Source organism: Amycolatopsis sp. SB7-3 (genome assembly GCF_041021335.1).
Lineage (GTDB): Bacteria > Actinomycetota > Actinomycetes > Mycobacteriales > Pseudonocardiaceae > Amycolatopsis > Amycolatopsis japonica.
Map to the genome: position 1 here is coordinate 350510 of NZ_JBFPJQ010000006.1, position 12363 is coordinate 362872.

Consider the following 12363-nt stretch of genomic DNA (forward strand, 5'->3'; position numbering starts at 1 on the left):
TGAGACGTTACAGTGGGATATGACTTCAGCGCAGCGGGATCTCCTGCCCGGCCGGTCGGCGCGGGCGGCGGCGCAGCGGGCGGTGGATCTGATGGTCGTGCTGCTGGCACCGGATCCGTCGGCTTCCTCGGTCCGTGCCGTGCTGGAAGCGCACGGGGAGACCTCGGTCGAGCTGGCGCCGTCGGATGTGGCGTCGTTGCGCGAGGCGGCCTCGCAGCTGCGGGAGGTGTTCGCGGCGCGGGATGTCGCGGAGGCGGCCGACGTGCTCAACCGGCTGCTGGCCCGCTACGCGCATCCGCCGCGGTTGACCGATCACGCCGACGGGTTCGGCTGGCATCTCCACGTGGACTCCGACGACGACGGGCCGTGGGGCGCGTGGCTGGTGACGTCGTCCGCGCTGGCGCTGGCCGTGCTGCTGGCGGACCGTCAGGCGCCGCCGGGCGGGTTATGCGCTGCTTCGGGCTGTGGGAAGCCGTTCGCGCACTTGGGTGGCGGGAGCCCGCGGCGGTACTGCTCGACGCGGTGCGCCACTCGGGAGCGGGTGGCGGCTCACCGTCGCGATCGGTCCCGGATGTCATGAAAGGGCCGTTCAGGACAAGAAACGTCCTGAACGGCCCTTTCATGACATTTGCGAGCGGGTCAGGACTGCTGCTTGTCCCGCCACTGGATCCAGGACCGCAGCTTGTCCAGGTTGTAGTCGGGCCCGCCGGTCGCCACGGTGAACAGCGAGACACCCAGGTCCAGCAGCTTGGGACCGAGTTCCTCGGGCTCACCGTCGACGGCGACCGAACGCTCGATCTCCTTCGGGTCGCGCCCGACGTCGGCGCAGTGCTGGTCGAGGATCTTGACCTTGCGCTCCACCACCTCAGGGTCGCCGAAGCCGTGCCAGATGTCGGCGTGCTTCGCGACCAGGCGCAGCGTCTTCTTCTCGCCGCCACCGCCGATCAGCACCGGGATCTTGCGGGTCGGCGCCGGGTTCAGCTTGCCGAACCGGCTCTCGATCCGCGGGAGCGCCTCGGCCAGGTTGTCGAGCCGCCCGCCCGCGGTGCCGAACTCGTAGCCGTACTCGTCGTAGTCCTTCTCGAACCAGCCGGAGCCGATGCCGAGGATCAGCCGTCCGTCGGAGATGTGGTCGACGGTGCGGGCCATGTCGGCGAGCAGTTCGGGGTTGCGGTAGCTGTTGCACGTCACCAGCGCGCCGATCTCGACCCGCGACGTCGACTCCGCCCAGGCGCCCAGCATGGTCCAGCACTCGTAGTGCAGTCCTTCGGGCTCGCCGTAGAGCGGGTAGAAGTGGTCCCAGTTGAAGACGATGTCCACACCGAGGTCTTCGGCCTCCGAAGCCGCCCGGCGGATCGCCTTGTACTCGGCGTGCTGGGGCTGAAGCTGGACGCCGATCCGGATCTTCCTGTTCGAAGCAGAAGTCATGATCGCAGCCTAAGCCTGGAGTTGCTCCACTTGCTCGCCAACAGCCTCGGCAGAGCGACACCCAGCCGGCGGCGGCGGGGGACGACCGCGCGGGTGTTCAGCACGTCGTACCCGAGGGCCACGATCTCGTCGAGGATGCCTTCGTAGAGCACGAGCGCGGTCCGCACGCAGTCGCGGGATTCCTCACGCAGCAACGGGATGCCCGCTTCGGCGCGGCGGTACACCGCCCGGTTGCGGGCCACCGCGACGGCGAGCGCGCGCCGCACCCGCCGGTCGGGCAGGCCGCGGGCGCGGGAGAATTCGAGCAACTCACGGTCGACGCCGAACGCGGCCAGCTCTTCGGTCGGCAGGTACAGCCGCCCCCGGTCGAGGTCCTCGCCGACGTCGCGCAGGAAATTGGTCAGCTGGAACGCCTCGCCCAGCGCGGCGGCGCCGGGTACGGCTTCCTCGACCGGGACGACGGTGCCGAAGATCGGCAGCATCTGCAGGCCGATCACCTCGGCCGAACCGTGGATGTACTCCCGCAGGTCGGCGTAGGTCGCGTACTCGGTGATCTTGAGGTCCATCGCCATGGACCGCAGGAACGCGTCGAACAGGTCGCGGTCGAGGCCGTGGCGCCGCACGGTGTCGGCGAGCGCCGTCAGCACCGGATCGGCGGGCGTGTCACCGTCGAAGACTTGCGCGACCATCGCGGCGACGTCGTCCAGCGCGACCGCCGGATCGGTGCCGGGCGCGGGATTGTCGACCACTTCGTCCGCCATGCGGGCGAAGCCGTACAGCGCGTGCGCGAACGGCCGCGTCCGCGGCGGCAGCAGTCGGGTCGCGAGGAAGAAGGTGCGGCCGTAGTGCGCGTTGACGCGGCGACATTCGGTGTACGCGGCCCGCAACGCCGGTTCGGTGATGCCCGCCGCGTCGAGTTCGCTCATCGGCCGGTGACCCTTCCCGCCGCGAGCCTGCCGGAGATCACCACCGGCGGGATGCCGACACCCGGCGTGGTCCCGCAGCCTGCCAGCACGACGTTGTCCACCGCCCGCATCAGGTTCCCCGGCCGGAACGGGCCGGTCTGGGCGAAGGTGTGCGCGAGCGAGAACGGCGTGCCCGCGGTGAGTCCGCGTTCCGCCCAGCCCGCCGGGGTGATCATCTCGTCGACGGAAAAGTCGTCGGCGAAGCCGGTGAGGCCGCGGTTTTCCAGCGTGCGCAGGAGCTCCGCGCGATACGCGGGCCCGACCCGGCGCCAGTCGATCTTGCCCCGGCTGAGGTTCGGCGCCGGGGCCAGTACCGAGATCACCTGGTCGCCGCCGGGGGCGAGGGCCGGGTCGGTCGCCGTCGGCCGGGTCACCAGCAGCGAAGGATCGCTCATCAGCTTGCCCTCGCGGATGATCTCCGAGAACGTCTTCTCCCAGGCATGGCCGAAGAAGATGGTGTGGTGGCCCAGATCCGGCCACGTTTTCGGCGCGTGCCCGTGCAACACGACGGCCGACGGCGAGTACCGCAGCGGCAGCGGACGCCGGGGGCGGGCACCGAGCAGCCGGTACGCGGTGCCGAGTTCGGTCGCGAGAACCACGGTGTCGCAAGGGATCCGCTCACCCGTGCGGGTCCGCACCGCGCGCACGCGCGAGGAAACCCTTTCCAGCCAAGCGGCTTCGGTGCCGAAGCGCAGCTCCGCGCCGGCGCGTTCGGCCGCGTTCGCCATCGACCGCGCGATCTCGCCCATCCCACCCGACGGGTAGTAGACCCCGCCGACGGTGTCCATGTAGGAGATGACGCCGTACGCGCCGATCGCGCGCGCCGGATCGAGCCCCGCGTAGAGCGCCTGGAAGGAGAACAGCCGGCGCACCCGGTCGTCGCGCAGGAACCCGCCGATCTTCGGGCCGAGCCGTCCGAAACCGCCCAGCGCGGCCAGTTTCGCCAGCTCCGGGCGCACGAGATCGAACGGTGAATCGAAGTTCGCGCCGATGAAGTGGTCCTTCTGCACCGCGTACAGCTCGGTCAGCCAGCGCCGCAGCCGCCGGTAGCCCTCGGCCTCGGCCGGACCGGCGGCCTCACGGATCTCGGCCTCCATCGCCGCCGCCTCGGTGTGCACGGCGATCGTGCTCCCGTCCGCGAATCGCGCGCGATACGCGGGGTCGAGGCGGGTCAGCGTGAGGTTGTCCGCCAGGGATTCGCCGACGGCGGAGAAGGCTTCGTCGAGCAGTTCCGGCATGGTCAGCACGCTGGCGCCGGTGTCGACGGTGTGGCCACCGAGATCCGCCTGCCCGGCCCGCCCTCCGGGAGTCTTGTCCTGCTCCAGCAGGGTCACCCGGCGTCCGGCGCCGAGCAGGTGCAGCGTCGCCGACAGCCCGGCGAGCCCGCCGCCGATCACCACCACGTGGTCACTCGGACCGGTGACCGTGCGCATCAGTAGGTCCGCTGGGTCGCCTTGACGACCAGCCCGGTCAGTGCGGCGGGGGCGGGTTCGGCCAGGTGGGCGCGGTCCAGCGCGGCCAGCGCGGAGTCGGTGAGCTCGTCGATACGGCGTTCCACCGCGTCGACGGCGCCGACGTCCTGCAGTGCCTCGCGCACGGTCTCGACGGCGTCTTCGGACAGGTGCGCGTCGCCGATGGCGTCGGAGATGACCTTCGCCGCCGCGTCCTTGCCCTGTTCGGCCGCACGCTGGAGACCCAGCGCGACCAGCAGCGTCCGCTTGCCCTCACGCAGGTCGTCACCCGCGGGCTTGCCGGTGACCGACGGGTCGCCGAACACGCCGAGCAGGTCGTCCCGCAGCTGGAACGCCACGCCGACCTCGTCGCCGAACTCGCGCAGCGTCGCGATCAGGGCGTCGTCGGCGCCGCCGAGCGCGGCACCGAGGTGCAGCGGGCGCTGGACGGTGTACGCGGCCGTCTTGAGCTTGCAGATGTGCAGCGCCGCCTCGGGGGAGGCGTCGCCGGTGGCCTGGGTGCGGACGTCGAGGTACTGCCCGGCGAGCACCTCGGTGCGCATCGCGCGCCACGCCGGCCGCGCGGCCGCGAGGGCCGCGGGCGGGAGCGGGGCCTCGCCGAACATGTCGTCGGCCCAGGCCAGCGCGAGATCGCCGACCAGGACGGCGGTCGCGAGCCCGAACGTGCTCGGCGAACCCAGCCAGCCGCTGTCGGCGTGCAGTTTGGCGCCCGCGATGTGCACCGTCGGCGCACCGCGGCGCGAATCGGAGGAGTCGATGAGGTCGTCGTGGATCAGCGCGCACGCCTGGATCAGCTCCAGGCTCGCCACCGCCTGCAGGACACCTTCGACGTCCGGCCCGCCCGGGTCGCCGCCCGCGCCGCGCCAGCCCCACCAGGCGAACGTCGGGCGCAGGCGTTTGCCGCCGCCCAGCACGAATCCGGCCAGCGCGTCGATCCCGGCCCCGACCGTCGGCTCGGTGCGGCGGATTTCGGCACCGGCGCGCTCGAGGAATCCGGCCAGCGCCCGCTCGACGTGGGCGGGCAGATCGGCGTCGTAGGCGGACGTGTCCATGAGCACATCCTCCGGGAAGGACGTCGTCGTGACCCAGTCGGGTGCCTTCGAATGTGGCGGAACTCGCCGCATTCCGTCCTCTGAATGCGGTAGTTGCACGCGCAAGGACCGCATTCAGAGGACTAAACGCGGGTCTTGTCGTAGTGCCGCTTCGCCCGCGCCCGGTTCCCGCAGTCCGACGAACTACACCAGCGCCGCGACCGGTTGCGCGTGTGGTCGGTGAAGATCCAGCCGCAGCCGGGGCCCTCGCACTCCCGGATCCGTTCCAGCTCCCCGGACCGGAGCAGGTCCTCGGCCGCCAACGCGAGGAAGTGCGGCAACGCGGTGTCGTCCACCAGTGGCACCTGCCACCGCAGCGGCAGGGACGGCGGGAGTTCGGCGTGCCGGTACGCCGCCAGCAGCGGGTTGCGCAGCACCGTGACGTCCGGCGGATCCGACGTCAGCACGCGATACAGCGTCTCGCGGAAGTCTTTCACCGCCTCCAGGACGGCTTCGGAGATCTCCAGCCGTTCGGTGCCCGCGCCGACCAGGACGACCCACTCGGACAGCCGTTCCGGAGCCGAAAGCCGGTCTTCCCGCCGGGCCGGATCGCGCCGCCAGGAAACGGTGTTGACCAGGTCCAACGGCACGCTCCCGCCGATGCTGTCGTACCCGTCCCAATGGCCGTCCACGCATCCTCCTAATGGTCAAAACGAGTTTAGCTTGTTAGGGTCGAACCATGACAACGCTCCGGCACAACTATCTGGCCGGCGCCCGTGTCGGGCTCGGACTGGGTGTCGCGACCTTCGTCCTCGGTGTCACCTTCGGCGCGTACAGCCAGACCCTCGGCTGGGGGATCGCCGCCCCCATCGTCGCCTCGATCGTGGTGTTCTCCGGTTCGGCCCAGTTCGCGATGGCCACCGCGCTCGCGGGCGGCGGCAACCTCGCGGTCGCGGTCGGCGCGGCCGCCCTGATCAACGCCCGGTTCCTGCCGATGGGCGCCGCCGTCGCCGCCGACCTGCGTGGCGGCCGCCTGCGCCGCGCGTGGGAAGGCCAAGCCGTCGTCGACGGTTCATGGGTCGCCGCCCACCTCGGCGAAGGACGCTTCGACCGCGAGAAACTCATCGGCTGCACGCTCGTCCAGCTGCCCGCGTGGGTGCTGGGGACGGTGCTCGGGGTGCTGGCCGCCCCGCCACCGGACGTCGTCTCACGGTTCGGGCTCGACGTCGTGTTCCCCGGCTTCTTCCTGGTCCTGCTCATCGACGAACTGCGCCGGTCACGCCAGGCGGTGCTGACCGCGGTGCTCGCCGCCTGCCTCGCCGGGATCCTGGTGCTGTTCGTCCCGGTCGGGCTCGCGTTGATCGGCGCTTCGGCCGCCGCGCTGCTCGGGCTGGGGGTGCGGCGATGACGCTCTGGCTCGCGATCGTCCTGGTGGCGCTGGTCAGCATCGGGTTCAAGGCGGCGGGACCGGTCCTGCTCGGCGACCGCACGCTGCCGCCGCGGCTCGCGGGGGTGATCGCGTTGCTCGCGCCCGCGCTGCTGGCCGGGCTCGTGCTCACGGACGTGACCGGTCCGGCCTGGTCCGGGCTCGACTGGACGCTTTGCGCCGGCCTGGCCGCGATCGCGGTGACGTACGTGCTGCGCGCGCCGGTGCTCGCCGCGATCCTCTGCGGCGTGGTCGTCACAGCAGTGCTGCGATTCCTCGTCTAACGCCAGAACGGTCCGCTCAGCCCGGCCTGCTCGAAGTACGCGGCCGCCGCGGCAGGTTCCCGGCGGGTGTAGCCGTGGTCGAGCCTGCCGTCGTACCAGCCGGCCGCGAGCCGCCACAGCGTCGCCAGATCCATGACGTAACCCTTGTCCTGCCCCGTTTCCGCCAGCCATTCGTCCACACAGGACTCGCCGCAGAACAGGCGCTGGTTGGCACAGGTGTGCACGACGTCGTCCCACATCCGCGCCACCGGGACGAGGAAATGCGCGACCAGATCACCCTTCGGCGGGGTCCGGTCGTTCACCATCAGCGCCTGGGGTTCGCCGCAGCCGCGGCAGCGGGTGGACACCAGCACCTCGGGCTCGCCCTTGACCAGATGCGGGATCGCGAACGCGTCCCACGCGCAGCCACCCCACCACAACGTGCGCTCGCCCATCACGGAGAACCCGAGCGGGATCGCCGCGAACGGATGCGCCAGCACGACGTGCTCGCATTCGTCGAGGACGAGATGGCGCCGCTCCGCGAGCCGGTGCAGCGCCTGTTTCGCCACCGCGAGCGATCCGTGGGCGGCGTCGGCCAGTTCCGGGGCCGTCGGCGGCCTCCCGTGCTCGGCGAACGCGCGGTAGACCGCCACGCGGACGTCCTCATCCCAGCTGGTGTCGGTTTCGGCGCTCATGGCGGCTCCCTGTGCTCCTCACCGAGTCTCCCCAGGCGGGCTCCGCTCGGCAACCGCTCGTACGCCCATAGCCTGAGAGGGGGCTCCCAGCCAGCGGACATTCCCCCTTAACATGGCCGTATGACGTCGGTGGTCGAGCGGTTGCAGGGTGATGGACCCGTGTTCTCCATCGAGTTCTTCCCGCCCCGGGACGCGGCCGACGAGGCCGTGCTGTGGAAGTCGATCCGGGAACTCGAGCCGCTGGACCCGGCGTACATGTCGATCACCTACGGCGCGGGCGGCTCCAGCCGGGACGGCACGATCCGCAGCATCGCCCGCGTCGCGACCGAAACCACGCTGGTGCCGATGGCGCACCTCACCGCCGTGAACCACTCGGTCGCGGAACTGCGCAACGTCATCGGCTGGTACGCCGCCGTCGGCGTGCGGAACATCCTCGCGCTGCGGGGCGACCCGCCGGGCGACGTCTACGGCGACTGGGTCCCGCATCCGGACGGGCTGAACTACGCCGAGGAACTCGTCGAACTGGTGCGTTCGCTCGGCGACTTCTGCGTCGGCGTCTCGGCCTTCCCGTACGGCCACCCTCGCTCGGCCAACCTCGAAGCCGACACCGAGTACCTCGTGCGCAAACTGCGCGCGGGCGCGGATTTCGCGATCGCGCAGCTCTTCTTCGAACCGGAAGACTTCCTCCGCCTGCGTGACCGGGTGGCGGCCACCGGCTGCGAGGCACTGGTCATCCCCGGCATCATGCCGCTGACCACGCCGCGGACGCTGCACACGTCCATCAAGCTGTCCGGCGCGCCCGCGCCGCGGCGGCTGCTGGACCGGCTGGAGCCGCTGGCCGACGACCCGAAGGCCTTCCGCGCCGCGGGTATCGACGCGGTGACCGAACTGGGCGAGCGGCTCATCGCCGAAGGCGTCCCCGACCTGCACTTCTACACGTTCAACCGGTCCAAGGCCACGCGTGAGGTGGTCAGCAGGCTCGGGCTGGTCCCCGCCCGGGCGTAACTCCGTACCGAAGTCGCCCGCGATCCCGGTAGCGTGCCGGTCATGGCTTCAACCGCGCGAAGTGTGCACGAGATCTGTGACCGGTACGTCGACGAGTACGCCGCGGCCGACCCGGTCGCCGCGACGACGTTCGGTATCTCCGGATACGACGACCAGCTGACCGACTATTCGCCCGCCGGGCACGCGGCCAGGGCCGCGATCGCCGCGCGCGCACTGGCCGACATCGCCGCGGCCGAACCGGTCGACGACGGTGAACGCGCGGCCAAGGCCGTGTTCAGCGAGCGGATCGCGCTGAACCTCGAAATCCACGAAGCGGGCCTCGACATCGCGGCGCTGAACGTGATCGAAAGCCCGGTGCAGGAACTGCGCATGGTCTTCGACTTCATGCCCACCGAGACCGCGGAGGACTGGGCGACCATCGCCGCCCGGATGGCGAGGGTGCCCGAAGCGCTCGACGGTCTCCGCACCTCGCTGCTCGCGTCCGCGGACGCCGGCCGGGTGGCGGCGTTGCGGCAGGTCGGCAAGGTCGCCGAACAGGCCGAAACCTGGGCCGGGCTGAAGGACGAGACCGGTTTCTTCGAGACCCTCGTCTCCGGCGCGAAAGACGTCGACGAGAAGCTCCGCGCCGAACTCGGCCAGGCCGCTCACGCCGCCCAGGAGGCGTACGCGGAGTTCGCCGGTTTCCTCCGCGCCGAACTCGCCCCGCTGGCGCCGGTCAAGGACGCGGTCGGCGCAGAGGTCTACCAGCTGTGGTCCCGCGTGTTCACCGGCGCCACCCTCGACCTGGACGAGGCCTACGCCTGGGGCTGGGCCGAGTTCACCCGCCTCGAAACGGAGATGCGCGAGGTCGCCGGCCGGATCAAACCGGGCGCCACCCTCGCCGAGGCGGCCGCCGCCCTCGACGCCGACCCCAAGTACATCGTGCGTGGCCGGGCGGAATTCCAGGCCTGGATGCAGAACCTGTCCGACAACGCGCTGAAGTCGTTGCGCGGCAAGCACTTCGACATCTCCGACCGGGTGATGGCGCTGGAGTGCAAGATCGCCCCGCCCGGCGGCACCGTCGGCGCGTACTACACCGGCCCGAGCGAAGACTTCTCCCGCCCCGGCCGCATGTGGTGGTCGCTGCCGCAGGGCCGGGACGAGTTCACCACCTGGCGCGAGGTCAGCACCGTCTACCACGAGGGCGCGCCGGGTCACCACCTGCAGATCGCGACCGCGGTCGACCAGTCGGAGTCGCTGAACAAGTACCAGCGGCTGCTCGCGTTCACCTCCGGGCACGCCGAGGGCTGGGCGCTGTACTCCGAGCGGCTCATGGAGGACCTCGGGTTCCTCGCCGACGACGGCGAGCTGTTCGGCATGCTGTCCGAGCAGCTGTTCCGCGCCGCGCGGGTGATCGTCGACATCGGCATGCACCTGGAACTGGAGATCCCGGCGGGCACCGGTTTCCACGAGGGCGAGCGGTGGACGCCCGAGCTGGGCCTGGAGTTCATGCTCACCCGGACCGTCACCGACCCGGCCCACGTGCACGACGAGATCGACCGCTACCTGGGCTGGCCGGGGCAGGCGCCGTCGTACAAGCTCGGCGAACGGCTCTGGCTCACCGCCCGCGAGGAGGCCCGCGCGCGGCAGGGCGACGCGTTCGACATCAAGCAGTTCCACACGCGGGCGCTGGCGCTCGGCGGGATGGGGCTGGACACGCTGCGGGAGATGCTGGCCGCTCTCGACTGAACCGCCGCCCTTCCTCGAATGTCATGAAAGGGCCGTTCCTGACGAAAAATGTCAGGAACGGCCCTTTCATGACATCTGGCCCTCCGCGTGCCGTAATTCACGTGCCCCAGCTGCCGCGGCCTTGATACGTTCCCCGCGTGCACCGGATCTTTCTCGTCACCCCACCCCCCGCCTCCTGAGCGGGGTGTCTCCGGCCGCGCGGCGTTCCAGCCGCCCGGCCGATCCGTGCTGCACTGAAGCACCCCGCGTCGTCGACGTCCTTTCCGACAGACACAGACGCAGGAGCGTTTCCCCATGTCCGTTGCCGTACCCACGCGCGCCCGATCGTCGGCCGCGCTCGTCCTCGCCGGGGTCCTCTGGGGGACCGGCGGCCTCGCCGGATCCCTGCTCGCCTCCCGGGCGGGGCTCCATCCGCTGAGCGTCGCCGCGTACCGGCTGCTCATCGGCGGCGTGATCGCCACCGGCTACCTCTGGCTCACCGGAGGCCTTCGTGGCCTTCCCCTCACGCCACAGGCCCGTCGCCGCCTCCTGGCGGTCGGTGGGTTGTTCGCGCTCTTCCAGACCAGCTACTTCGCCTCGGTCTCGCTGAGTTCCGTGAGCGTCGCGACGATGACCACCATCGGCAGCGCGCCGGTGCTGCTCGCCGTCACGACGGTCGTCAAAACCCGCCGCCTGCCCGGAGCGTGGACGGCGGTGTCCCTGGCCGGGTCGCTCGCCGGGCTCGCGCTGCTGCAATGGACACCAGGGCAGGAAGTCAACGTCGCCGGTGTTTTGTTCGCTCTGCTCGCCGCGGCCGGGTTCGCCGCGCTGACACTCGTGACCGCGACCCGCGTCGAGGGGCTGGATCCCTTGCCCACCACGGCTTTCGGCTGCCTGATCGGTGGCGCCGCGCTCACTCCCGCCGCGTTGTGGTTCGGGATGGCCGTGCCGATGCAGGCCGACGTGCTCGCGCTCGTCGTCTACTTCGGCGTCGTGCCCACGGCGCTGGCGTACGCCGCGTACTTCCGGGGTCTCGAAAGCGCGCATCCGGTGCTGGCAGCGCTGTCCGCGCTGCTCGAACCGCTGACCGCCGCGCTCCTGTCCATGTCCGTGCTCGGGGAACGGCTCGGTGCCGTGGGCTGGTGCGGTGCGGTGGTGCTCATCGCCGCGCTCGCCGTGGCGTATTCCAGGCCCTAGAGCGGCAGCGTCCGGCCGAGGATCGCGAAGGGCCGCGGATCCCCGGCGAAGTGGTAGTCCCGCAGCACATCGACGAATCCGACGCGCCGGTACAGGTTCCAGGCCCGGCTGGTGCCTTCCGGCGTGGAAAGGAGGACGTGGGCGCTGGGCACGCCGTCGAGCAGCCGTCGCAGGAGGTCTTCGCCGATCCGCTTCCCCTGGCTTTCGGGACTGACGTGGATCTCGGTGAGCTCGAAGTAGTCGGACATCCAGTGCTCGGCGGCGGCCTGGCCCTCGCGACGGGTCAGGCCGTGGCGGACCTGTTCGTGCCACCACTGGCCGCCGCGGCCCTTGTAGCCGTAGGCGAGCCCGAGCAGGACACCGTCCGCGTCGAGCGCGGCCATGCAGCGCCAGCCTTCGCGCAGCGCGTGCGTGAGCCACATCGGCGCGCGTTGCTCCGCCGTGCCTTCGGGGTAGCGCATGGCGTTGACGTAGATGGTCAGCGCCTCGGGGAGCCGGGCGCGGAACTCGTCCGCGGACAGCTGGACGTAGCGGGTGCATTCCGAGGACATCGCGGTCACGGGCGCCCATCCTGCCTGTCGCCCGCGACGTCCGCGGGAGTGCCCCCGGTCAGTGCCACGAGGCCGTCGAACGTCGTGGGATACACCGACTTCGGATGCCCGGCGGCCGCCCAGACGACTTCGTGGGCGCGTAACGCGGTGTCGACGAGGGTGGTCAACGCCTTCGGGTGACCGACCGGGGCGACGCCGCCGATCGGCTGCCCGGTGTGCGCGCGGACGAAATCCGCGTCCGCCTTGCCGATCTCGTCGGCTCCGGTCAGCGAAGCGAGGAGACCCGTGTCGGCGCGGTGCGCGCCGGAGGTCAGGGCGAGCAGGGCCGTTTCGGTGTCGCCGGTGCGGCTGCGGAAGACGAGGCTGTTCGCGATCGCGCCGACCTCGACACCGAGCGCTTCGGCGGCCTGGGCGGCCGTGCGGACTTCGGCGGGGAGGATCCGGATCCCGTCCGCGGCGGCCTGCTGGCCCGCCTCGGCGAGCGCGGCCGCGACCTTGGCCACCGAGGGATGGTCGATGGTGCTCATACGCCTATGAGATCACGTGGCCGATGCCGTGTCCCGCACCACATGCGGCGACCACCCGGCTACGGGGTTGAAGAAGTGGGCACTTCGGGGTTACAT

14 protein-coding genes are annotated in these 12363 nt (G+C 71.0%); 6 read left to right on the top strand and 8 right to left on the bottom strand.

Annotated elements, in window-relative coordinates:
* The first annotated feature begins 19 nt into the window (after nt 1-19).
* Nucleotides 20-580: a CGNR zinc finger domain-containing protein gene (locus AB8M46_RS34390; RefSeq protein ID WP_394362901.1), complete on the top strand. Its 561-nt coding sequence runs from the start codon at nt 20-22 to the stop codon at nt 578-580.
* 59 nt (nt 581-639) lie between these two features.
* Here the strand turns inward: AB8M46_RS34390 and AB8M46_RS34395 are convergent, their stop codons facing one another.
* From AB8M46_RS34395 to AB8M46_RS34415, 5 genes are all read right to left on the bottom strand, one after another.
* Nucleotides 640-1428, bottom strand: a complete 789-nt coding sequence (locus AB8M46_RS34395) for an LLM class F420-dependent oxidoreductase (protein ID WP_037343216.1) — start codon at nt 1426-1428, stop codon at nt 640-642.
* Complete coding sequence (locus tag AB8M46_RS34400) at nt 1425-2354, bottom strand: phytoene/squalene synthase family protein (RefSeq protein ID WP_394362902.1); 930 nt, start codon at nt 2352-2354, stop codon at nt 1425-1427. The genes AB8M46_RS34395 and AB8M46_RS34400 overlap by 4 nt, the downstream gene beginning before the upstream one ends.
* Entirely contained in the window at nt 2351-3826 is a 1476-nt protein-coding gene (gene crtI / locus AB8M46_RS34405; protein WP_394362903.1) for a phytoene desaturase family protein, read from the bottom strand. The genes AB8M46_RS34400 and crtI overlap by 4 nt, the downstream gene beginning before the upstream one ends.
* On the bottom strand, nt 3826-4917 hold the full coding sequence (locus AB8M46_RS34410) for a polyprenyl synthetase family protein (protein WP_394362904.1): 1092 nt from the start codon (nt 4915-4917) through the stop codon (nt 3826-3828). The genes crtI and AB8M46_RS34410 overlap by 1 nt, the downstream gene beginning before the upstream one ends.
* Before the next feature lie 122 nt (nt 4918-5039).
* On the bottom strand, nt 5040-5588 hold the full coding sequence (locus tag AB8M46_RS34415) for a CGNR zinc finger domain-containing protein (RefSeq protein ID WP_394362905.1): 549 nt from the start codon (nt 5586-5588) through the stop codon (nt 5040-5042).
* Between the two features lie 47 nt (nt 5589-5635).
* Here AB8M46_RS34415 and AB8M46_RS34420 point away from each other — a divergent pair, with 47 nt between their 5' ends.
* Both AB8M46_RS34420 and AB8M46_RS34425 read left to right on the top strand, forming a co-directional pair.
* The gene (locus AB8M46_RS34420; protein WP_394362906.1) at nt 5636-6304 is read left to right on the top strand and encodes an AzlC family ABC transporter permease; all 669 of its coding nucleotides are present in this window, start codon (nt 5636-5638) and stop codon (nt 6302-6304) included.
* Nucleotides 6301-6606, top strand: a complete 306-nt coding sequence (locus AB8M46_RS34425; protein ID WP_378422443.1) for an AzlD domain-containing protein — start codon at nt 6301-6303, stop codon at nt 6604-6606. Before AB8M46_RS34420 ends, AB8M46_RS34425 begins: the two co-directional genes overlap by 4 nt.
* Here the strand turns inward: AB8M46_RS34425 and merB are convergent.
* The gene (merB, locus tag AB8M46_RS34430; protein WP_394362907.1) at nt 6603-7280 is read right to left on the bottom strand and encodes an organomercurial lyase; all 678 of its coding nucleotides are present in this window, start codon (nt 7278-7280) and stop codon (nt 6603-6605) included. The two genes, AB8M46_RS34425 and merB, sit on opposite strands and share 4 nt — an antisense overlap.
* A gap of 120 nt (nt 7281-7400) precedes the next feature.
* Between merB and AB8M46_RS34435 the strand changes: the two genes are divergently transcribed.
* The 3 genes from AB8M46_RS34435 to AB8M46_RS34445 all read left to right on the top strand — a co-directional run bounded on the left by AB8M46_RS34435 (nt 7401) and on the right by AB8M46_RS34445 (nt 11189).
* Nucleotides 7401-8285 (top strand): methylenetetrahydrofolate reductase, encoded by an 885-nt coding sequence (locus tag AB8M46_RS34435; RefSeq protein WP_037343226.1) that lies wholly within the window; start codon nt 7401-7403, stop codon nt 8283-8285.
* Nucleotides 8286-8327: 42 nt separating this feature from the next.
* Nucleotides 8328-10013 carry a DUF885 domain-containing protein gene (locus AB8M46_RS34440; protein ID WP_394362908.1) on the top strand — a complete coding sequence of 562 codons (1686 nt, stop codon included), beginning with the start codon at nt 8328-8330 and terminating at the stop codon, nt 10011-10013.
* 294 nt (nt 10014-10307) lie between these two features.
* The gene (locus AB8M46_RS34445) at nt 10308-11189 is read left to right on the top strand and encodes a DMT family transporter (protein ID WP_394362909.1); all 882 of its coding nucleotides are present in this window, start codon (nt 10308-10310) and stop codon (nt 11187-11189) included.
* On the opposite strand, the gene AB8M46_RS34450 is transcribed toward AB8M46_RS34445, so the two are convergent.
* The gene (locus AB8M46_RS34450) at nt 11186-11749 is read right to left on the bottom strand and encodes an N-acetyltransferase (protein WP_016332697.1); all 564 of its coding nucleotides are present in this window, start codon (nt 11747-11749) and stop codon (nt 11186-11188) included. The two genes, AB8M46_RS34445 and AB8M46_RS34450, sit on opposite strands and share 4 nt — an antisense overlap.
* Entirely contained in the window at nt 11746-12267 is a 522-nt protein-coding gene (locus AB8M46_RS34455) for a YbaK/EbsC family protein (protein WP_125737837.1), read from the bottom strand. Before AB8M46_RS34455 ends, AB8M46_RS34450 begins: the two co-directional genes overlap by 4 nt.
* Nucleotides 12268-12363: the final 96 nt, after the last annotated feature.

Excerpts from the sequence above, each read along its gene's own strand:
- AB8M46_RS34445 (WP_394362909.1), top strand. The coding sequence starts at position 10,308 with ATGTCCGTTGCCGTACCCACGCGCGCCCGATCGTCGGCCGCGCTCGTC.
- AB8M46_RS34420 (WP_394362906.1), top strand. The coding sequence starts at position 5,636 with ATGACAACGCTCCGGCACAACTATCTGGCCGGCGCCCGTGTCGGGCTC.
- AB8M46_RS34455 (WP_125737837.1), bottom strand. The coding sequence starts at position 12,267 with ATGAGCACCATCGACCATCCCTCGGTGGCCAAGGTCGCGGCCGCGCTC.
- merB (WP_394362907.1), bottom strand. The coding sequence starts at position 7,280 with ATGAGCGCCGAAACCGACACCAGCTGGGATGAGGACGTCCGCGTGGCG.
- AB8M46_RS34410 (WP_394362904.1), bottom strand. The coding sequence starts at position 4,917 with ATGGACACGTCCGCCTACGACGCCGATCTGCCCGCCCACGTCGAGCGG.
- AB8M46_RS34400 (WP_394362902.1), bottom strand. The coding sequence starts at position 2,354 with ATGAGCGAACTCGACGCGGCGGGCATCACCGAACCGGCGTTGCGGGCC.
- crtI (WP_394362903.1), bottom strand. The coding sequence starts at position 3,826 with ATGCGCACGGTCACCGGTCCGAGTGACCACGTGGTGGTGATCGGCGGC.
- AB8M46_RS34390 (WP_394362901.1), top strand. The coding sequence starts at position 20 with ATGACTTCAGCGCAGCGGGATCTCCTGCCCGGCCGGTCGGCGCGGGCG.
- AB8M46_RS34395 (WP_037343216.1), bottom strand. The coding sequence starts at position 1,428 with ATGACTTCTGCTTCGAACAGGAAGATCCGGATCGGCGTCCAGCTTCAG.
- AB8M46_RS34435 (WP_037343226.1), top strand. The coding sequence starts at position 7,401 with ATGACGTCGGTGGTCGAGCGGTTGCAGGGTGATGGACCCGTGTTCTCC.
- AB8M46_RS34425 (WP_378422443.1), top strand. The coding sequence starts at position 6,301 with ATGACGCTCTGGCTCGCGATCGTCCTGGTGGCGCTGGTCAGCATCGGG.
- AB8M46_RS34440 (WP_394362908.1), top strand. The coding sequence starts at position 8,328 with ATGGCTTCAACCGCGCGAAGTGTGCACGAGATCTGTGACCGGTACGTC.